The sequence below is a fragment of the uncultured Kordia sp. genome (assembly GCF_947496985.1).
Taxonomy (GTDB): Bacteria; Bacteroidota; Bacteroidia; order Flavobacteriales; family Flavobacteriaceae; genus Kordia.
Map to the genome: position 1 here is coordinate 119,592 of NZ_CANMEZ010000008.1, position 21,710 is coordinate 141,301.

Genomic DNA, 21,710 nt, shown 5'->3' on the forward strand with positions numbered 1-21,710 from the left:
ATAAGAGAACTCATACGCATGAACGAAGTTGATATAAAAGCCATACAAACCTTACTTCAAACACCTAAGAATATCGTTATTATTCCGCATAAAAACCCAGATAGTGACGCTATTGGCTCTACGTTAGCACTTTGGCACTACCTGAAAAACAAAGGACAAGAAGCTATTATTGTTGCTCCGAACGATTATCCAGAGTTTTTAAAATGGATGCCTGGTGAAACTGAAATTGTAAAGTTTGACACACAACAAGAAATTGCTGAAAAACTTATAAAAGATGCGAATGTTATCTTTACGTTAGATTTTAATGATTTAAGTAGAATTGGTGAAATGTCAGGTATAGTAAGTCAAAGTGATGCAACTTTCATAATGATAGATCATCATCAACAACCAGCCGATTACGCAACACATATGTATTCGGATACAAAAATGAGTTCTACTGCAGAAATGGTCTATAATTTCATTACATATCTTGGCGAAAATGATGCTATCACACCAGAAATGGCATCTTGCTTGTATTCTGGAATTATGACAGACACAGGTTCTTTCCGATTTTCCGCAACAACTAGCACTACGCACCGTGTCATTGCTGATTTAATGGATAAAGGAGCCAAAAACGCTGAAATTCATAATGCAATTTACGACACTAATAGTCCAAGTAAATTACAGTTATTGGGCTGCGCATTGAACAATATGGTTGTTTTAGAAGCATATAATACAGTATATATTACGTTATCTAAACAAGAACTTTTACACCACGATTTTAGAAAAGGAGACACAGAAGGTTTTGTAAATTATGGTTTATCATTAAAAGGCATTAAATTTGCTGCAATTTTTATTGAAAATTTACAAGAGCCGTATATAAAGATGTCTTTGCGTTCTAAAGGTGATTTTTCAGTAAATGAATTTGCACGTACGCATTTTAATGGTGGAGGACACACAAATGCAGCTGGAGGAAGAAGCAATGACTCAATGGAAGATACTGTTAAAAACTTTACAGAAATTTTAAACGCGTACAAAAACGAATTAAGTTAAACTATGTATAAAAAAATCATTCTTATTAGTCTTGTTTTCATTACAATAGTTTCCTGTGCACAACAAGAAGCACGCAAACCTATTAATGTTCGTTCTGGAACATTTTTAAAAGAATCTGTTGAACGAAATAAAGCGTTAATTGCACAAGAAGAAGCAATGATTCAAGATTTTATTCAAAAAGATTCTGCTCATACATATATAGCTTCCAAAAATGGTTTTTGGTATTTCTATGAAGATACTACTTCAGGAGAAACATACACGCCACAAAAAGGTGATACGCTTAGATATGAATATAACATAGCGAAAATTGCGAGCGACACCATTTACACCAAACAAGAAATAGGCATACAAGAATACGTTGTAAATAAGCAACAAATTATTTCAGGATTGCGTTACGGTTTACAATTAATGAAAAAAGGAGAAACTGTTACATTTTTATTTCCATCTCATGTTGCCTACGGATATCATGGAGACAATAAAAAAGTAGGAACAAATGTTCCGATTCAATCTACAATTACTTTACTAAACATTAAAAAAAATAACAAAAACCTAGAAAATTAAAATAAAAATTATCATGAAGAAAATCACAATTCTTATTGCGATCATAGCATTCGGATTTACATCTTGCAATACTTCTAAATACCCAGATTTAGCAGATGGACTATATGCCAATATAGAAACAACTAAAGGAAATATACTTTTAGAGTTAGATTATAAAAACACTCCAATAACTGCAGCAAACTTTGTAAGTTTAGCAGAAGGAACACATCCATTACTATCAGATGATAAAAAAGGAAAACCTTTTTATGATGGTATCATTTTTCATAGAGTTATGGAAAATTTCATGATTCAGACTGGAGATCCTTTAGGAACTGGAATGGGTGATGCAGGTTACAAATTTGATGATGAAATTGTTCCGGAATTAAATCATAATGAAGCTGGAACTTTAGCAATGGCAAATTCAGGACCAAATACAAGCGGAAGTCAATTTTACATTACACACGTTCCATATCCTTCATTAAATGGAAGATATACAGTTTTTGGAAAAGTTGTCATCAACCCTGCTGACGAAAAAGCGCTGAAAGCTAAATTTTCTGACGAGAAAGAATTACAAAAAGCTATTGATTCTGTTAAAATGGTTACTGTAGATTTAATTGCAAAAACGCCTGTAACTAAAACTCCACAAGCCATGAACAGACCTGTAGACAGCATTTCAATGAAGAAAGTTGAAATTATCCGTCAAGGTAAAGAAGCTAGTTCATTTGATGCAGCAAAAGTTTTTGATGACAAAACAAAAGAAGCTCGATTAGCTAAAGAAGAAGCTGAGAAAAAGAGAAATGAAATCACAGCTAAAACACTGGCTAAATTTAATGAGCAAAAAGCTAAAGCTACTGAATTGCCATCTGGATTAAAGTACTTAATTACTGAAAAAGGAAACGGAAATAAATTAAAAGTAACTTCTAAAGTTGATGTATACTATGCTGTATATTTTGCAGATGGAAATTTATTACAGACTAACAATTTAGAAACTGCGGAAGCTTTAGATGCTGTGAATCCACAACAAAAAGCAGCAGGTCGTTATACACCAATGACTACAGAAATTGGTCCTGATGCAAGAATGATTGCAGGATTTAAAGAAGGTATTCAACAATTAAGTGTTGGTGACAAAGCAACTTTATTTTTACCATATCACTTAGCATATGGAGAACAAGGTTCTCGTGGAATTCCACCTAAATCAGATATCGTATTTGAAATTGTAGTTGTAGAAGAAAAATAAAATAACAACCATAACATATTTAACAAAAGCTCTTCTTTATCGGAAGAGCTTTTATTTTGTCATAATTTCAGAAGTCTATATGATGGTTTCAGAAGAAACAAACCTGTACAAGCACGTATAATTTTAGTTTTGAGCTGTTAACTTAATATTAATTTTTAATCACAACAGTATGAAAAAGCAATTAAAAAGCTTCAGCTTAAAAAAACAAACTATTTCAAACTTTACCGTTTCTAATATTAATGGTGGAGCTCCAACTTTATTGACAGCAGATATTCGTCATGCATGTCATCCTAATAATCCACAACCAGGACAACCCGTACCTATTACAGCTGCTAGAGCTTGTACTATTAGAACAGCTTTTGGTGGATGCACAAAACTGTAAGTACATTATCAAAATCAAATAAGAAAAGTGATTGTTACTATTTATAACACTCACTTTTTCTATTTATGTTATTGTAATACCGTACTAATTATTAGGAAAAACACCTTAAAATACGCGTATTTTAACTCTTTCACAAAATGGTGCTTTACAAGATATTAGCCTTCATAACCAAAAAACTAATATCATGAAAAAACAAAAGACTACATTATCATTAAAAAAGCAGAAAATTTCTTCACTTAGTTCAAAACAAGTACAAGGTGGAAATTTTACAGTACAAATCATCACTTTACAAGCAAACTGCGTTACGTTTAGATTGGATTGTAGATCTTTACTTCAGATTTGTGGTCCTATTATTACTGGTCCATCAGGTTGTACATCGTGTCCTACTACTGGACCAACAACTGTACAAACGACAATTACACAACCAGATACAATTCTTACAATGACGACTTGTTAAGCATTACTAACTAGTAGCAACTAAAGTCTCTTTTCATTTGCAAAAGAGGCTTTTTTAGTTCATCTATATCCTGAAAAAGAAAAACTCTTCATTATATCATGATTTTTTGTATTTACAATTATTTTTTTGATGGCTTTACCGTAATTCAGCAGCAAATACTTACTGTATATTTATGGAAAGAATTTAACCTAAATATGAATCTTACCATGAAAAAACAAAAAATCTCATTAAACCTTCGCAAACAAAAAGTTTCTTTAGTTTCTGGAAAAACAACTAAAGGAGGAAGAAATAACTACACAGCAGATATTTATCAATGTGTTACACTACAAACTTATTGTGGCATTGCTTGTCAGACAACACTTTTGACAAACCAAACTGGATGCTGTGAACTTTCAAGATTAGTTTGCTAAAACAACAATTTCACACCAAAAAAGGCTGTCTAAAAAGACAAACTTTCGTCAAATCGAAATCAAGTTCGATTTCTCTCAATTATTGCAAATCAATATGATGAGATTCTGTATCAAGTCCAGAATGACGCTTTGTATTACTTTTAGACAGCCTTTTTATATTTTTAAGATATCGTATCTATAATTATTTTTTGGGAATGTTTTTTAGAATTTCTAAAACGTATTCCCAATATTTTTGAGTAGAAGAAATACTAGCTCTTTCATCCGGTGAATGCGCTCCACGGATAGTTGGTCCAAAACTAATCATTTCCATTTCTGGATAATTAGTTCCTAAAATTCCACATTCTAATCCTGCATGACAAGCTGCTACGTTTGGCTCTTCATCGTTGTTTAATTTTTTATACAAATCAACCATTACTGGTAGAATGGAAGCATTCATATTTGGCGCCCAACCTGGATACGAGCCTGAAAATTCTACTTCACAACCTGATAATTCAAAAGAAGCTCTCAATTTTGTAGCCAAGTCCATTTTTCCGCTTTCTACAGAAGAACGAGTTAAGCATCCAATTTTAACTTCACCATCTTTTACAATCACACGTGCAATATTATTTGATGTTTCTACTAAATCTGCAATATCTGGACTCATACGAAACACTCCATTGTGCGCAGCATATAATGAACGAGTAATTCCTTCTTGCACACCTAGTTCTAAAACTCCAGCTGGTGTATCAACCACAACACATTCAATTTCTAAATCAGCTTCTATACTTGCAAATTCTTTTTTGATTGTATCAATCAACGTCTTCATTTCAAACTCAAATGCTTCTTGATGCACTTTATCAACAACTACAGTTGCAACACTTTCTCTTGGAATTGCATTACGCAAACTTCCTCCATCAATTTCAGCAATACGCAATCCATAGTTTTCAAATCCATCAAACAATAAACGATTCATCAATACATTGGCATTTCCAAATCCTTTATGAATATCCATTCCGCTGTGACCTCCTTGCAATCCATTCACTATAATTTTGTATCCAACAACTCCTTCTGGCGTTTCTTCTACGACATACGATCGTGTTGCTGTTACGTCAATTCCTCCGGCACAACCAATTCCAATTTCGTCATCTTCTTCTGTATCAAGATTTAAAAGTATGTCTCCTTCAAGTAAACCTCCTTTTAATCCCATCGCGCCAGTCATCCCAGTTTCTTCATCTATTGTAAATAACGCTTCTAAAGTAGGATGCGCAATGGTAGAACTTTCTAAAATTGCCATAATTGTAGCTACTCCAAGTCCATTATCAGCGCCAAGTGTTGTTCCTTTTGCTTTTACCCAGTCACCATCAATAATCATTTCAATTCCTTGTGTATCAAAATCGAACTCCGTATCTGCATTTTTTTGATGCACCATATCTAAATGCGATTGCATTACAATGGCTTTTCTATCTTCCATTCCTGCAGTTGCAGGTTTAGTAATAATTACATTTCCAACTTCATCAATGATGGTTTTTAAACCTAAATCTTCTCCGAATTTTTTCATAAAAGCAATTACACGTTCTTCCTTTTTTGAAGGTCGTGGTACCGCATTTAAATCTGCGAATTTATTCCAAAGTCCATTAGGCTCTAAAGTTCTTACTTCTTGACTCATGCTATTTTTTATTATGAATTGAATTAATTGTTTTGCAAAGGTAAATGTTTGCCTTTAAAATTGCTCTTTTTTTACTAAAATACATTGTAGGACAATTTATACATACACAAAAATGTCACATCATTTTAGAAATAGTGATATAGTTTTTTTACATTAGCTATGTATCATTTTCTTGAATGATGTTCAAATGTATTGCTTATGACCAAGAGAACAAAATTACTTATTGCATTGTCTTTTCCAGTGCAATTCATTGCTATTAAGATACTTGCAAGATACCCTGAATTTGTAGAAACATATTACAGTAACGGTATATATCCCATAATTTCAAAGATTTTTAGAGTCGTTTTTGGTTGGATTCCGTTCTCTATTGGTGATATTTTTTATACAATTGCAGGAATTTTAATCATTCGATACATTTATAAAAACTTTCGTTTGTTTAGAACAGAATACAAACGTGTGTTGCTTGACACTTATATTGTTATCACGTTAGCATATTTTACATTTCACTTGCTTTGGGGAATGAATTATTACCGATTGCCTTTGTATAAATCACTCGATTTAGATAGAAAATATACTACTGAAGAACTTGTTGATTTTACCGAGAGAGTTATCGCGAAAGCAAACAAAGTTCAATATAAAATTACACAAAATGATACGGTAAAAGTTGAAATTCCGTATAAAACGAGTGAAATTTTTGAAAAAACAGTAAATGGATATGATAATTTTAGTGCAAAACAGCCACAGTTTACATTTACACATCGTAGTTTAAAGAAATCTATTTATAGTAGTTTCTTGACAACTATGGGCTTTAGTGGTTATTTGAATCCGTTTACCAATGAAGCACAAATAAATAGTAAAATTCCTGTGTATAAATACCCTGTAACTGCAAGTCATGAAAAAGCGCATCAAATTGGTTTTTCTGCGGAAAATGAAGCCAATTTTATTGGTTGTATGGCAGCATTTTATAATGATGACATTTACTTTCAATATGGAGCTTATAACTTTATGGCATGGCATTGTTTACGCGAAGTATACAACAGAAACCCTGAGGAGTACGAACGTTTAAAAGCGACGTTAAATCCTGGGATTCAGAAAAATTACGATGAAGTTAGAGCTTTTTGGAATGCACATAAAAATCCGTTAAAACCTATGTTCAAGTTTACGTTTGATCAGTTTTTAAAAGCAAACAATCAATCTGATGGAATTTTGAGTTATAGTTATGTAGTTTCGTTGTTGGTGAATTATGATAAAAAAAATGCCATTATTAAATAATAATGACATTTTTACACACTACTAAATGAATTTTATTTTTTATTTAAACTCAATGCTTTTTCTATTACTTTCCAGTCAACAAGTTTAAAATTTTGATTTAACGAATCTTTTCCTTTCGTATTGGCTCCATCTTGAGCTACAAAAAAACCTTTAGGATAGGTAGTCCCAAAAGCGACGCTAGTTACGTCAATTCCATCCGTATCATAGGTTCCATCAATTTCAGCACCATCTACTATGCTAAAGCTTCCTATATACGCATTTGTGATTCTATCAAAAACTGCATAACTATTGTTTCCTTGAGAAGATAAGATGATGTATCCTTCTCCATTGCCTTTATCATACAAAGTAACACCTTCAAAATCGGCTTGCATATTGGTATCTGTAGTCGCTACAATGGCTTTCCGTACTGATATTCCATCTGGTTCAGCATCGTATTTCCAGAGTGCTTTTTCTTCTTCTCCAATGTATAAGTTTCCATGATAATCGTCTGCTACAACACCTTCTGTTTGACTTCCTACAGCAAAGGTTCTAACAATTTTACCCGAAACTTTCCCTTCTTCTTCAAAGAGTTCCCATTGCTCTATATTTCCTTCTTTACCATTTGCAATTACATATATTTTATTTGTTTTAGGGCTTTTATACATTCCTAATCCATAAATTTCTGGCAAATTACTTTTTAAAGGCTTTGCAGCCACATTTACTAAAGAACCATCAGTATTATTTACTTTGTGAACTGTAATTGTATTTGATGTTCTGTTTGATGCTGTCACCAAGGCAACTGTATCATTGTTTAATACAAAACCTTCTCGAATGTCTACATTATTCACACGTCCAATTGGATATTGAAATACTTGTTCCCCTAATAGATTGTATACTACTAACCCTTCTTGTTTGTTGGTTCCTATTATTTTAGATTCCATCACATTCGTTGGATGAATCCAAATACACGAATCATCAGCTGCATCATCACTTGAGGAAACTTGTGCTGTTTCCATAGTCGCATACACCGATTTTATTGTATTTTCTTTTATTTGTAATTCTTTTTGAGTTACTGCTTTTTCTTCATTTTTTTTACATGCTAAAAAAGTGAGTAACACCAAAGAGATTCCTATTATCTTATTCATGTATTTCATTTAAAAATTGTATTTCAATCCTAAATTCCAGTTGATATCATAGAATTCTGCTTGCATTGTTCGTTCTTTTACTCCTTGATAATAACGTAGTTCTTGATTTGTAATATTCTTCATTTCTCCAAATAAACGAAGGTTTTTTGTAATAGCATATGAAGCATTAAAATCTAAGAATAATTGAGAATCGTAGTATCTATCTTCAAAAGTATCGTCACCATACTCATCAATATAATCGTCAGCATAGTTTAATGATAATCGCACAGAAAGTTTCTTTGTTTCATACGCTAACGAACCGTTTAATGTATTTGGCACAGCTCCTGCTAATTCTAAACCATCTTCACGTCCTGTAATTCCATCTGTTTCAGACTTTGTGTATGTATAATTTCCGTAGAAAGTTAAGTTTTTCAAGAAACTTGGTAAGAAATTTAGTTTACGTTGAAAAGCTAATTCAAATCCATATACTTTTGCAGAACCTCCATTAAAAGGTTGTGTTACATCATAAATTTCAGTAGTTCCGTTTACGGTTAATGCTTGATCATTCGTTAACGCATAAATAAAGTTGTCAATATCTTTATAGAAAAAACCTCCTGAGATGATTCCTACATTATCAAAATAATGTTCAGCCATAAAGTCAAAGTTTACAGATTCCGCAGCCTTTAATTCTGGATTTCCTAATGCAGCTTCTACATCATCACTATTAATGTTTCTGTAGGGTACAATGTCGTAGTAATTTGGTCGTGCTAATGTATTTGTGTAGGCAAAACGTAAGATTGTATTTTTAGTAGCCTCGTAACGTAATTGAACATTTGGTAATACATTCGTATACTTTTTTGAAGCATTGATTGTAGTTACATCTGCTAAAGAAGATGCAGATTCTACGTCAATTTGAAAACCTGTATAATCAATTTTAGTATGTTCCATACGCACACCAGCAATCAATGATAACTTATCTCCTAATTGTTGCTTCAACATGGCATATGCTCCACTAATTTTTTCGGTTGCATTATAGTTTTCTGGAACAAATTCATCCAGTACCAATTCGCCATTCGTTAATGATAAATTTCCTAAGAATGAGTTTGTAGCAAACGTTCCTGATTGGTATTGATCTCCTGCTAAATAACCGTCAATTGTTTGACTGGCTGTTTCTGCGTTATTTAAAAACTCAAATGCTGAGAAATCTCCTGTATCAAACTCTGAAAATGTATTATCTCTTAACTTATCTCTATCGTGGTATTTATAACCTGTTTTGATGAAATTTTGATATTTTCCAGTTGTGTTGATAGGTATTGTAATATCAAATCGTGAAGTGAATTGCTCTTCTTTTGTATATCTTCTTTCTTCTGTAATTTCATCTAATTCAAATAAAGAAGCGTCATTATTCATTCTGTTCAAAGAATTAAAGAAAGGTGTTCTTGTGTTTACAAATTGTTGTGTAATTGTAGATGCGTCTTGTTTAGATTCATACGTAACATAACGCTCATTTGGACGTTTCTCACTAGCTTTAGAAAACCCAACATTCCAGTCGAATTGAACTTTACTAAATAAAATATGCGATCCATTCAACCCAACTCTATACATTTTTTGACGCTCTAATCGTCTTTTCTTATTGGTGTCATTATCAATTCCTCCTTTTGTTTGACGTGTAATTTTATATTCATCATCACTTGTGTCATCTGTATCGTTATCATCAAACTTATAACGCAGTCTATATCTGTTTTCTAAATCATCTCTATGATTTAAGATTGATTTAAATTCGATTATATTGTTTGGATCTAATTTCCAGTCTAAATTCACTGCTACACTACGTCGGATGCGTTTTACATCATATCTTCTAATATCATGTTCTTTGATAAATGTTGGAGAATCCCATTCAAATTCTACATTATCAGAGCCATAATCGTTAGAGTTGTATGAAGCACTTACAACTGCTCCTAATTTATCATTAAAAAATCGTTGTGCAGCAACCGCTGAAAAGTTATACAACGAACTCTCACGAACAGGATTTCTACCAAAAGCTCCTGTTAAAGAAACTCTTAATTTAGATGGTGCCGAACGTGTTACTAAGTTTACAGAACCTCCAATTGCGTCTGCTTCCATATCTGGCGTTACAGCTTTATTTACCTGAATTGTTTGAATCATATCAGAAGGAATTAAATCTAACTGTACTCTTCTGTTATCTCCTTCAGCAGATGGAATTCTGTCTCCGTTTAAAGTTACAGCGTTTAATTGTGGGGCTAAACCACGAATAATGATATCTCTAGCTTCTCCTTGATCATTTTGCACAGCAATACCAGGAATTCGCTTTAAAGCATCTCCAGTATTCGCATCTGGAAATTTACCAACCTGATCCGCAGAAACCACATTGGTAATGTTATCATTAGTTTTTTGTTGATTCAACGCTTTTGCTTGTCCTCTAGCTAAACTACCATATATTAATACTTGATTTAGACTATCGGTTTTAACTTTCATTGATACTTTTATTTCTGAAGTTACACCTGCTGTGACTTCTACAGAGATATTCTGTGTTTCAAATCCGATATAACTTACAGTTAAGTCATATGTTCCTACTGGAAGACTTAGCATGATAAAATTTCCATCAAAATTTGATGTTGTTCCAATTTTCAAGCTTTCAATCAAAACGGTAGCTCCAGGTAATGGCAAATTATTGTCATCCAAAATTCGTCCTTTAAGGATTCCTTTATCTTGTGCAAACAAAAGTGTTGTAAAACAGATAAAGAGTAGGGAAAGTACTATTTTCTTCATTATATTTTTATGTTGATTAGTTGTTGACACAAAACTATTTACGCAATGAAGTAACTGGATTATCTAAATATTAACCTCTTGTTACGATTACTAATCTAAATTGTAAACCTCTTAAAGTTTACTTTATATCTTAGTAGCTTTTTCTTAATACAACACATACGAAAACACATAGAAAAGCGTTATTTTTTAATACTATGAAGAAGTTTTTTTTCTTAACATTACTTTGTTTTGGATTTGCTTGTAAGCAAACTTCCAATAATGAGATTGCTAAAACTTCAGGCATTTCAAATAATCATCCTATTGAAAAACGACAATCAAAAACAGTCAATAACCACCTACTAGATTCTGCAGCACTAGGTATCAACTTTACGCCAAAAGGAGACTATAACATTAATAAGCAAACTATTAAAAATGATCGCGCGTATTTTACGAAACAATTTCAGCGAAATAAAACAAAAGCAATTGATTCAGCCTCAAACTACCTTTTTAATAAATTGATAAACGAACTTGTTCCGCATTGGTATGGAACACCTTGGGATTTTAACGGACATACAAATACACCAAATAATGGACAAATTGCTTGTGGTTACTTTGTTTCCACAACTTTAAAACATCTTGGTTTTCAACTAAATCGTTATAAAATGGCGCAACAAGGCGGCATGAACGAAGCCATAAGTCTACAACCACGATCAGAATTGAAAGTGTATAACAATATTACATTAGATAAACTCAAAACAAAACTCAACAGTGTTTACAAAGACGGAATTTATTTTGTTGGTTTAAGCAATCATGTTGGATATATTTTTATAAAGAATAAAGAGCTTTACTTTTTACATTCAAGTTATTGTGACAACAAAGTTGTGATTGAAAAGGCAGCATCTTCTCCATGTTTTCAAAGTGACATCTATGTTTTTGCAGAAATTACCACAAATCGAAATTTAATTCAAAAATGGATTCAAAACACTGCTATTCCAATTCATAAATAAACGTTAAAAAATACTAAATAAAACATAAATAGGGCTTTCATCGCTTATCTTTAAAGATTATAACTAATCAACTTAATATCTCAAGTAAGCAATGAAAAAATCGTATTTGCTGCTGTTATTATTTTTGTGTAGCCTTCCCACATTTGCACAGGATTATTTTCCTAAAAATGATGGAGTAAAAACGGAAAAGCATACTATAACAGCATTCACAAACGCTAAAATTTACATCACTCCTACACAAGTGATTGAAAATGGAACACTTTTAATTCAAGATGGCAAAGTGTTACAATCTGGAACAAACATTTCTATTCCCAAAAGCGCTACAGTAGTAGATTTAGCAGGAAAAAGTATCTATCCTTCTTTTATTGATCCATTTTCAGATTTCGGTCTAAAGAAACCTGCAAGAAAAGGAAATTGGAGATCTGCTCCACAATACGACGCGGGTCGTGAAGGATATTATTGGAATGATCATATTCGTCCAGACACAAATCCATTGACTACTTTCGCATTTGACGCTAAGAAAGCAACAAATTTGATGAAAGCTGGTTTCGGAACTGTAAACACACATTTACAAGACGGAATTGTCAGGGGAAATGGAATGCTCGTTGCATTAAATTCAAAAGAAGATAATAGCATTCGAATTTTAGACAATCGTTCTGCGCAATATTTATCATATAGAAAAAGTAATGCTTCAGGACAATCGTATCCAACTTCTTTGATGGGAAGTATGGCCTTGATTCGTCAAATGTATCACGATGCAGATTGGTATGCAAAAGGAAAAGCAAAACGTCAAGATTTAGCTTTAGAAGCATTAAACAACAATAAAAATCTAGTTCAAATTTTCCATTCAGGAAATAAGCATAATAGTATTAAAACAGATGCTATTGGTGATGAGTTCGGAATTCAATATGTATTAGTTGGTGATGGAACTGAATATGAAAACATTAACGCAATGAAAGCTACTAATGCAGCTTTTATTATTCCAATCAATTTCCCGAAAGCATATGATGTTTCTGATCCGTATGCAGCTGGTGTTGTAGAATTGGAAGCTATGAAACATTGGAATCAAGCACCTTCTAACCCAAAAGCTTTAGCTGATAAAGGAGTTACGTTTAGTTTTACAATGCACGATGTAAAATCGGCTGCAGATTTTAAAAGTAATTTACTAAAAGCTATTAAATATGGTTTAGACAAAACGAAAGCATTGGAAGCTTTAACAACTATTCCTGCAAAGATATTACAACAAGAAGATAAAATTGGAACGCTACAAAATGGTAGACAAGCCAACTTCTTAATCACATCTGGTGATATTTTTGAGAAGAAAACAGTTATTTATGAGAACTGGGTTCAAGGAAATCAAAATGTATTTAAAGATAAATCACTTAGAGATATTCGTGGAAAGTATGCTTTCAATGTAGCTGGAACTTCTTATGATGTAAACATTTCTGGAATACCAGAAAAACTAAAAGCAGAAGTACTAAAAGATTCTTTAAAATTAGGATCCAAAATTTCTTTTAAGGACGATTGGTTACAGTTACAGTTTACAACAGCTGATACGACAAAAACAGAATTTGTACGTTTGACATCGCCAATACATAATGCAACTTTTTTCTCTGGAAAAGCAATTTTAGCAAATGGTTCGGAAACGACATTCAATGCTACTCAAAAAGAAGTTTCGGAATCAAAAGGTGACAAAACAGGAAATGGCAAAAAGATGGAAGCTCCTAAAATGCTACCTATCTCCTATCCTAATGGTGCCTATGGATCAAGAACCTTACCACAACAGGAAACTATTTTATTTAAAAATGCTACAGTTTGGACTAACGAAAAAGACGGAATTCTTAAGAATACAGACGTTTTAGTAAAAGATGGTAAAATTGCACGTATTGGTAAAAACCTCAGCGCAGGAAACGCTAAAGTAATTGACGCCACTGGAAAACACTTAACATCTGGAGTTATTGATGAACATTCACATATTGCTGCTTTTGCCATAAACGAAGCTGGACACAATTCTACCGCAGAAGTACAAATGTCTGATGTGGTAAACCCTGAAGATGTAGATATTTACAGAAACCTTGCTGGTGGAGTTACTACTATACAATTACTACATGGTTCGGCAAATCCAATTGGAGGACGTTCTGCTATTTTAAGATTAAAATGGGGACGTACTGCTGACGAAATGTTATTTAAAAATGCAGATGGTTTTATCAAATTTGCATTGGGTGAAAACGTAAAGCAAAGTAATTGGGGTGATACTGAAACAACACGTTTTCCACAAACACGTATGGGAGTTGAGCAAGTATTTACAGATTATTTCCAAAGAGCAAAAGAGTACGAAGCTCAAAAGAAAACTGGGAACTATCGTTACGATATAGAAATGGAAACGATTCTTGAAATTATTAACAGTAAGCGTTTCGTATCCTGTCATTCATATGTTCAGAGTGAGATAAATATGTTAATGAAAGTTGCTGATAAATTTGGTTTCACCATTAACACATTCACACATATACTTGAAGGATATAAGGTAGCTGATAAGATGAAACAACACGGAGCTGGTGGATCAACATTTTCAGATTGGTGGGCATATAAATACGAAGTAAATGATGCCATTCCGTATAACGGAGCAATTATGCACAGTCAAGGAGTAGTTGTAGCGTTTAATTCTGATGATGGAGAAATGTCTCGCAGATTGAATCAAGAAGCTGCAAAAGCTGTAAAGTATGGTGGTGTTTCTGAAGAAGACGCCTGGAAATTTGTGACTTTGAATCCTGCAAAATTATTACATATTGACGATAAAGTAGGAAGTATCAAAAATGGGAAGCAAGCTGATTTAGTTTTATGGACAGATCATCCAATGTCAATTTATGCGAAAGCAGATAAAACCATGATTGAAGGAACTATTTATTTTGATTTATCTCGTGATGAACAATTACGCAGACAAATTAAAGAAGAACGTAATGAGTTAATGAACATGATGTTGTTGGAGAAAAACAAAGGAATGAAAACGCAAACGGCTCAGAAAAAAGAAAAAGTGCATCATCATTGTGATACTGTAAACTTTTAAACAAAACAGACATGAAAAAACATATTTATATATATACATTATGCTTAACTGTTTTGTTCAGCAGTTTAAGTTTTGCACAACAAACACCTGCACCAAAACAGGCTGAAACGATTTCTATTGTTGGTGCAACGGCACATATTGGAAATGGACAAGTTATTGAAAATGCAGTTATTGTATTCGAAAATGGAAAAATAGTTCGCATTGGAGCTGCCGGAAGTACACAAACCACTGGAAAAGTAATTGACGCGAAAGGGAAACATGTATATCCTGGATTTATTGCACCAAACTCTACACTTGGATTAGTTGAAGTTGATGCTGTACGTGCAACACGCGATCAAAATGAAACAGGAAGCATAAATCCACATATTCGTAGTTTGATTGCTTATAATACTGAATCTAAAGTTGTAGAAAGTTGTAGACCTAACGGAATTCTTACTGCACAAATAACTCCAAGAGGCGGACGTGTTTCCGGGACTTCTTCGGTAGTACAATTAGACGCTTGGAACTGGGAAGATGCCGCTATAAAAACTGATGATGGAATTCATTTAAACTGGCCAAACAATTTTACATTTGGTCGTTGGTGGCTTGGAGAACCAAGAGGTTTACGTCCAAACAAGAATTACTCAAAACAGACACAAGAGATTCAAGATTTATTTAATGATGCTAAAAGCTATTTAAATGGCGCTAAAAAAGCTAAACATTTACCGTTTGAAGCAATGTCAGGATTGATGAATGGTTCACAAAAACTTTTTGTACATGTTGATACTGAAAAAGGAATTTTGGACGCGATTGCTTTTGCTAAGAAGAATAATTTAAAATTAGTTGTAGTTGGCGGATATCACGCACATAAAGTTGCAACAACTTTACGTCAAAATAACATTCCTGTTTTATTACATAGAACACATTCAGTTCCTCAAATGGACGATGAAGATTATGACTTATCATACAAAAAAGCAAAAATCTTAACGGATGCTGGCGTTTTAGTAGGATTGGAAAATAGTGGACAAATGGAACGTATGAATACACGTAACTTACCTTTCTTAGCAGGAACTGTTGCTGCACATGGTTTAGATAAAGAAAAAGCACTGCAGTTAATTACTTCAAATACTGCTAAGATTTTGGGTATTGACAATCAACTTGGAACTCTAGAAGTAGGGAAAGACGCTACACTATTTATTAGTGAAGGTGATGCATTAGACATGCGAACTAATATTTTAACATATGCCTTCATTCAAGGGCGAATGTTGAGTTTAGACACACATCAAACTAAATTATGGAAACGTTATATGAATAAATTCGAAGGAAAATAGTAACTTTATAAAGAAAGTTGCTACTCATATAACATTAAAAATAGATACTATGAAAAATATACAACAATTCGTCATCATATTATTTTTAGGAGCTGCTCTTACTGTTTCTGCACAAGAAACTACAGAGGAAATTCCTAGTTTAGATAAAGAAATTGAAAACTTTGAATTGCCAACGTTTTCTAAATTATCAAATGATATTGCAAGTGAATATAATGCTATATTAGAATCATTACCTGATTTATCCAATATTGGTCCATATATTGATCAAGAATTGAGAAGAGGAGCTATTTTTGATCAACATAGTGTTTCTAGTAGTTTTAGAAACTTTGCTAATGAAAATTCATTGTTTCAAAATATAAGTACTCGAAAATTTGAGTTACGTACTATTTTGAATAATATTATGTATCTCGGACATGATATTAATCAATTACATTTAAGTGATGCACACAAAGCAACAGGAAATTAAGTTTTCTTAAAACTGAAACTTTTGTACATAAAAAAATCCTCTTCATACTGAAGAGGATTTTTCTTTTTCATAACATTTTTTTGTCTTTTCTTTTACCCTTTTGGAACAATTACAGCATCTTCTGGACGTGTATACATTTTCTCTTCCATCGGTTTTTCTGTTAAGATTACATTTGTAAACTCTACTGAATTGCGAGCTTCTGTAATTTTATGGTCTTCACTTTTATACCATGTTAATATTTTTGGCAATACAACACCATTTATTTTTTGCCAATTCGCGTAACGAATGTAGCTTATTTTTTCACTCGGCTTTCCATTGAAGTAAGTTACCGTATATCCTAACCATTCCATTTTATACGTTTCAGGATTGTAATAAATAAAGTAATTATCTTCTGGTGAATCCCCTACTCCATTTCCATATGAAATTTTATACCCAGGATATAAAACACCTTCATACGATAGGCTTTCTGCTTTTTCATAAGTGATTCCGTCATCTCCTAATACAAATGGCATTGCATAAAAATAGAAATATAAGTTGTGATAAAAACGTGCATTACTTCTAAAAGCAGTTGAATCTTTTTGAGCTAACCAAACATCTTTTCCATCATACCCGATAGTGAAATTATTCCCTTCTAAACGTGTTTTTCTTGATGGTAAATCTGTAATGTGTTTTTCATTTTTTTCTGGCTTTACTATTTCGTAAATCAACGTTTGTGCATCATTCCACTTGTTAATTCCGCCATGAGCATCAAATACTTTTTGTAAATTTTCCGGATACTTTTTAGTCTCAGCAACTACTTCTTTTTCAGATTCTTTCGTAGTTTCTTCCTTCTTCGTATTCGTGTTACATCCAACCACTAAGAATACTGCTAAAAGTATAAACGTAATTTTTTTCATTTCCCTTTATTAGTTTTAGATTTCTTCCTAAGTCGAAATGAAGTTTCATTAATTACATTTTATTTAAAATAAAAAATCCAATAACAACTATTACAGTTATTATTGGATTTTATCTTTATATATAGCCTAAAAACTTATTCCACTATAAATTGTTTTGTAATCGTTGTATTAGCTTGTGTTTTCATGCGTAATACATAGAAACCTGAAGCAAAATCATTTACATCAATCGTTAAATTATTCGTTGGTATTGCCTGCTTTTGAGCATGCACTAACCTTCCTTCCACACTATATATTTCTATACTTTGAATTCGTACATTAGCAACTGTTTCGACAGTAAGTTTATCTTTTGCCGGATTTGGATACATGCGTATATTCGTTGTTGAAAATTCTTCTACACCTAAGAAAATAGTGTTATCTAAATAATCTGGAATCATGTTATTATTTGTATCATCATCTTCTGGATTGTTATTTCCATTGTAATCTTCATCAACTGTTAATGTTCCATCTCCATCATCATCAGCATCTCTATGGTTTGGAATTCCGTCATCATCCGTATCTAAAAATCCATTTTGAGGTGTTATTGTAGCAGTATTAAGCAATTCTAAATTTGTTAGGACATAATCGCCGTCATCATCTTCATCTACAAAATCAGGAATTCCATCGCCATCCGTATCATCATTCCCTAAATTCCCATCACCATTTACATCTTCATCCATCGTTGAAACACCATCTGAATCAGTATCCATATTACAATCAATTACTGCTAACGTAACTGTTTTTATAGTAACCTCATTTGTTGTTCCATTTAAGACTCTAGCATAAATTATTTGAGAATTACGTGTATTTGTATACAAGGTTGGTAAAGGATTACTATTATTTAATAAATCTTGTTCAGAATTGAAATACGTAACTGTTCCTGTGGTAATGTCATCTGCCTCTAATATTTCATCACCAATGGTTGATAAATCAAATTCTAGAAAACCATCTGCTCCATCATCACATAAAATCGAAAAAACATTTTCATATGTTGTTATAGGTCTAAAACGATGTCCTTCATCAATCGCATCCCATGCGCCTGTATTTCTACCTTCTGGAAAATATCCTTCCAACCCATATTCATCTTGAATTCCGAGTAAACCTAATCCGCCATTCCAATCACTACAAGATATTTTCTGTTCTACTTGAACATCTACCACATTGAGTGTTTCATACAATATAATCTGTGTTGTTGATGGATCATTACATGTATTCCCAAATTGATTAATTTCATCAAAGAAAATTACCATTTTTCTAAAAGGAGCTTCTCCAATTACACCATACCCTAAGCTACCTGTACCATTATTTAATAAATCATGATACACACCAAAAACAGAATTTGTGTATAATTCTGCACTTGGAATACTACGTGAAACATCCATTGACCAGTTACAAGGTGCATTAGAATAACTTTCATTGAAAGATACTATTCCGTTTGTTCCGACAACAAATTCATCATAGGTTTTACCAAAAAAATCAAATTCAAAAGGAATGTCTATTCTATATGTAAAGGTATCATCAATATTACCTGATGGTATTGCTTCAATAGTATATATTGCATGTGGTATAGTTGTGACTTCATAATTTTCACTAGAAGAGACATTACATAACGTAGGTTCCGTTACTAATTCTAATGGAACAATTTCATAGCATTCTGCGTTAGGATAAAATAAAGGATGCCCACTTATTCTTGCATATATGGTTTGCGAATATGGCGTTGTGTTCGTATATATCAAATCTAATCTATTAATGTTGATTTCAGCATCTGCCATCGTAGCATGGTATGAAATTCCAAAACCTGAATTTTCATCAAAAATCTCTAAAATTTTAGAAGCTAATGGGAATACAGCAATTCCGTCATTTTCCGGATCGCAAACTAACAATGGCGTTGGCGTGTTAATATTGGATTGTAATTCAAGTCCAACCAACGTAAATACAGTTGCAGAAACATTTCCTGTTGAAATTTCCTCTACACGAACATAAATTGTATTATCAACCTCCGTAGTACAAAATGTTGCTGGATTTGATATAGCATTTGTATTATAAAACGCATCTTCATCAGATAAATGATAACTTACAATAGCATCACTTGGATCAATGCTTCCTAATACTTCTGATTCTCTAGACATTAAATTAAAACAACCCAATCCAGGAGTATCATACTCACAAATATAAGATCCAATAATATTGTTAAAAGGTAAACATTCAGAATTTACTACTAAATTTAAAGTTGTAAGTGAGTAACAACCATTAGTATTCTCAGCACGCACATACATAGTCTGTACATTTGGCGTTGTATTGTAATAAAAAGATGCATTCACCTCGTTTTCTGCATTCTCAGCATCTTCTTGTGTTTCATAATAAGTAATATCTAAAGACTCGTCATCTGTGATACTATCAACTTCATTCGTTATACGAAAAAGAGCAATTCCATTTCCATTTGGATCACACTTTTCTATAGGAGTAAGATTTTCATTAATAATAGGTGTGCGTTGTACATCTAAAGTTAATGTTGGAATATTTTCAGTTTCTACACATCCAGTGATACTATTTTCAGCACGTATATATATTGTTTGCGGATTTGTTGTATTCTGAAACCCATTGGGCAATGGATTATTGTTTGTTATTACATCTGTCGCTGTAAGGTGATAACTAATTAAAAAGTCGCCAACAATCTGAGGGCTATTTAAAAAAGATAACTCATCAGTAATTGTATCCCAATTAAATGTTCCTACATAACTTGTATCATCAACACAAGTGCTATAATCATATGAAGTATTAGTAAATAAAGGATTGGTATTAAAAATTTGTAAATACACGATTGAAAAACAAGGCGTATTATCACTTGCCATCTGTAATGTACTTTCTATTCTAGCAATCACTGAAGTGATCCCGCTATTAGAGAAATTAGATGTATTTATTGAGAAATTTGTTGGATTTGAAATTGGGTTAGATCCTGAAATAGCGTCTGAATATTGTTCATAATAACTAACGACAACATCTGTATTTGTATCAATTATCTCGGTTTCACGACTTGATAAATCAACAACTATTAATCCATCATTATCGTCATCACAACTAAGTATTGGAGTTATACTAGAAGGTATTGAAGGCGCTGGTAATACGTGAATAGTTTGCGTAACATCTGACGGGCAATCAAAATCACCTGTTATTGCTCTCACAAAAATTGTTTGCGGATTATCTGTATTTGAATACGCAGTAGGATTTGCAATTGGCACATTATTGTTTAAATCAGATAAAGATGCATAATATTGTAATTCAATTGATGTATCTCCATTTGTAATGTCTAACGCTCTCGTTGTTAAATCGAAAACAGCAATTCCATTATTATTTAAATCACACATATTTAAAGGTTCTGGCTGAACTAAGTCTGCCGGTGGCTCTACAATAAGATGAAAAAAACCGATCGTAAAACATCCAGTAATATTATTTGTCATACGAATAAATATCGGCTGAAAGAAAACTGTATTTGTATACGATGTTAAATTGGCAATTGGATTACTATCTGCAATAGCATCTGCTTCAGATTCAAAATAAGCCAATGTATTATCTATTTGCGATTGCGAACCATAAATATATGATGCAAAAACTGTCAAATTAAATGTTGCAAAACCATCAATACTAGCAGGATCATCGCACTGAAAAATATCAATTGCAGCAGAATCTGGTACTGACGGACTTGGAGTTACCGATAACGTAAGACTTGTCGTATCAAAAAAACCTGTAGTAATAGCTTCCAATCGGACATAAATAGTTTGTGGATTTACAGTATTACAAAAAGGTGTTGGCAAAGCATTGGTAGCTGTATCTGCATCTAACTGTGACAAATGATACGTTACTGTATAATCCAATGGATTTTGAGTTCCTAAAACTTCAGGATCTTTCAAACTTAGGTCAAAACACATCAATCCATCATTTATATCATTAGGATCGATAGGATTCCCTGAAGTATAATTGTTGTTATCACAGACTTCAAAGTCACTTGGTTGATTTGCAACCTGTGCACTTATAATATTGATGAAAATTATAAATACAAATAATATAGTTTTTTTCATATAGGTAA

The 21,710-nt window shown here is 32.6% G+C and carries 16 protein-coding genes; 11 read left to right on the forward strand and 5 right to left on the reverse strand.

Annotated features, from left to right (window positions below):
• Positions 1-18 precede the first annotated feature (18 nt).
• The 6 genes from Q0828_RS18545 (at position 19) to Q0828_RS18570 (ending at position 4,058) form a co-directional block, all read left to right on the forward strand.
• Positions 19-1,032: a bifunctional oligoribonuclease/PAP phosphatase NrnA gene (locus Q0828_RS18545; protein ID WP_298424726.1), complete on the forward strand. Its 1,014-nt coding sequence runs from the start codon at positions 19-21 to the stop codon at positions 1,030-1,032.
• A gap of 3 nt (positions 1,033-1,035) precedes the next feature.
• Positions 1,036-1,593 (forward strand): gliding motility-associated peptidyl-prolyl isomerase GldI, encoded by a 558-nt coding sequence (gene gldI, locus Q0828_RS18550; RefSeq protein WP_298424729.1) that lies wholly within the window; start codon positions 1,036-1,038, stop codon positions 1,591-1,593.
• 13 nt (positions 1,594-1,606) lie between these two features.
• Positions 1,607-2,809 carry a peptidylprolyl isomerase gene (locus Q0828_RS18555; RefSeq protein ID WP_298424732.1) on the forward strand — a complete coding sequence of 401 codons (1,203 nt, stop codon included), beginning with the start codon at positions 1,607-1,609 and terminating at the stop codon, positions 2,807-2,809.
• A 169-nt stretch (positions 2,810-2,978) separates the two neighbouring features.
• Positions 2,979-3,191 (forward strand): hypothetical protein, encoded by a 213-nt coding sequence (locus Q0828_RS18560; RefSeq protein ID WP_298424735.1) that lies wholly within the window; start codon positions 2,979-2,981, stop codon positions 3,189-3,191.
• A gap of 184 nt (positions 3,192-3,375) precedes the next feature.
• Positions 3,376-3,648, forward strand: coding sequence for a hypothetical protein (locus Q0828_RS18565; protein ID WP_298424738.1), 273 nt, complete (start codon positions 3,376-3,378; stop codon positions 3,646-3,648).
• Between the two features lie 98 nt (positions 3,649-3,746).
• Positions 3,747-4,058 carry a hypothetical protein gene (locus tag Q0828_RS18570; RefSeq protein WP_298424741.1) on the forward strand — a complete coding sequence of 104 codons (312 nt, stop codon included), beginning with the start codon at positions 3,747-3,749 and terminating at the stop codon, positions 4,056-4,058.
• 181 nt (positions 4,059-4,239) lie between these two features.
• Here the strand turns inward: Q0828_RS18570 and Q0828_RS18575 are convergent, their stop codons facing one another.
• Entirely contained in the window at positions 4,240-5,703 is a 1,464-nt protein-coding gene (locus Q0828_RS18575) for an aminoacyl-histidine dipeptidase (protein WP_298424744.1), read from the reverse strand.
• A 198-nt stretch (positions 5,704-5,901) separates the two neighbouring features.
• Between Q0828_RS18575 and Q0828_RS18580 the strand changes: the two genes are divergently transcribed.
• The gene (locus Q0828_RS18580; RefSeq protein ID WP_298424749.1) at positions 5,902-6,975 is read left to right on the forward strand and encodes a DUF3810 domain-containing protein; all 1,074 of its coding nucleotides are present in this window, start codon (positions 5,902-5,904) and stop codon (positions 6,973-6,975) included.
• Between the two features lie 32 nt (positions 6,976-7,007).
• Here the strand turns inward: Q0828_RS18580 and Q0828_RS18585 are convergent, their stop codons facing one another.
• The gene (locus Q0828_RS18585; RefSeq protein ID WP_298424752.1) at positions 7,008-8,099 is read right to left on the reverse strand and encodes a phytase; all 1,092 of its coding nucleotides are present in this window, start codon (positions 8,097-8,099) and stop codon (positions 7,008-7,010) included.
• Between the two features lie 9 nt (positions 8,100-8,108).
• Entirely contained in the window at positions 8,109-10,868 is a 2,760-nt protein-coding gene (locus Q0828_RS18590; protein WP_298424757.1) for a TonB-dependent receptor, read from the reverse strand.
• A gap of 194 nt (positions 10,869-11,062) precedes the next feature.
• Between Q0828_RS18590 and Q0828_RS18595 the strand changes: the two genes are divergently transcribed.
• The 4 genes from Q0828_RS18595 (at position 11,063) to Q0828_RS18610 (ending at position 16,694) form a co-directional block, all read left to right on the forward strand.
• Positions 11,063-11,854, forward strand: a complete 792-nt coding sequence (locus Q0828_RS18595; protein ID WP_298424759.1) for a hypothetical protein — start codon at positions 11,063-11,065, stop codon at positions 11,852-11,854.
• Positions 11,855-11,945: 91 nt separating this feature from the next.
• Entirely contained in the window at positions 11,946-14,918 is a 2,973-nt protein-coding gene (locus Q0828_RS18600) for an amidohydrolase family protein (protein ID WP_298424761.1), read from the forward strand.
• Between the two features lie 11 nt (positions 14,919-14,929).
• Positions 14,930-16,228, forward strand: a complete 1,299-nt coding sequence (locus Q0828_RS18605; RefSeq protein WP_298424764.1) for an amidohydrolase family protein — start codon at positions 14,930-14,932, stop codon at positions 16,226-16,228.
• Between the two features lie 49 nt (positions 16,229-16,277).
• The gene (locus Q0828_RS18610) at positions 16,278-16,694 is read left to right on the forward strand and encodes a hypothetical protein (RefSeq protein WP_298424767.1); all 417 of its coding nucleotides are present in this window, start codon (positions 16,278-16,280) and stop codon (positions 16,692-16,694) included.
• Between the two features lie 92 nt (positions 16,695-16,786).
• On the opposite strand, the gene Q0828_RS18615 is transcribed toward Q0828_RS18610, so the two are convergent.
• Both Q0828_RS18615 and Q0828_RS18620 read right to left on the reverse strand, forming a co-directional pair.
• Positions 16,787-17,590: a DUF6503 family protein gene (locus Q0828_RS18615; protein ID WP_298424770.1), complete on the reverse strand. Its 804-nt coding sequence runs from the start codon at positions 17,588-17,590 to the stop codon at positions 16,787-16,789.
• 134 nt (positions 17,591-17,724) lie between these two features.
• Positions 17,725-21,702 (reverse strand): T9SS type A sorting domain-containing protein, encoded by a 3,978-nt coding sequence (locus Q0828_RS18620; protein ID WP_298424773.1) that lies wholly within the window; start codon positions 21,700-21,702, stop codon positions 17,725-17,727.
• Positions 21,703-21,710: the final 8 nt, after the last annotated feature.

Coding starts and splice junctions, on each gene's coding strand:
- Q0828_RS18545 (WP_298424726.1), top strand. CDS start 19: ATGAACGAAGTTGATATAAAAGCCATACAAACCTTACTTCAAACACCT.
- gldI (WP_298424729.1), top strand. CDS start 1,036: ATGTATAAAAAAATCATTCTTATTAGTCTTGTTTTCATTACAATAGTT.
- Q0828_RS18555 (WP_298424732.1), top strand. CDS start 1,607: ATGAAGAAAATCACAATTCTTATTGCGATCATAGCATTCGGATTTACA.
- Q0828_RS18560 (WP_298424735.1), top strand. CDS start 2,979: ATGAAAAAGCAATTAAAAAGCTTCAGCTTAAAAAAACAAACTATTTCA.
- Q0828_RS18565 (WP_298424738.1), top strand. CDS start 3,376: ATGAAAAAACAAAAGACTACATTATCATTAAAAAAGCAGAAAATTTCT.
- Q0828_RS18570 (WP_298424741.1), top strand. CDS start 3,747: ATGATTTTTTGTATTTACAATTATTTTTTTGATGGCTTTACCGTAATT.
- Q0828_RS18575 (WP_298424744.1), bottom strand. CDS start 5,703: ATGAGTCAAGAAGTAAGAACTTTAGAGCCTAATGGACTTTGGAATAAA.
- Q0828_RS18580 (WP_298424749.1), top strand. CDS start 5,902: ATGACCAAGAGAACAAAATTACTTATTGCATTGTCTTTTCCAGTGCAA.
- Q0828_RS18585 (WP_298424752.1), bottom strand. CDS start 8,099: ATGAATAAGATAATAGGAATCTCTTTGGTGTTACTCACTTTTTTAGCA.
- Q0828_RS18590 (WP_298424757.1), bottom strand. CDS start 10,868: ATGAAGAAAATAGTACTTTCCCTACTCTTTATCTGTTTTACAACACTT.
- Q0828_RS18595 (WP_298424759.1), top strand. CDS start 11,063: ATGAAGAAGTTTTTTTTCTTAACATTACTTTGTTTTGGATTTGCTTGT.
- Q0828_RS18600 (WP_298424761.1), top strand. CDS start 11,946: ATGAAAAAATCGTATTTGCTGCTGTTATTATTTTTGTGTAGCCTTCCC.
- Q0828_RS18605 (WP_298424764.1), top strand. CDS start 14,930: ATGAAAAAACATATTTATATATATACATTATGCTTAACTGTTTTGTTC.
- Q0828_RS18610 (WP_298424767.1), top strand. CDS start 16,278: ATGAAAAATATACAACAATTCGTCATCATATTATTTTTAGGAGCTGCT.
- Q0828_RS18615 (WP_298424770.1), bottom strand. CDS start 17,590: ATGAAAAAAATTACGTTTATACTTTTAGCAGTATTCTTAGTGGTTGGA.
- Q0828_RS18620 (WP_298424773.1), bottom strand. CDS start 21,702: ATGAAAAAAACTATATTATTTGTATTTATAATTTTCATCAATATTATA.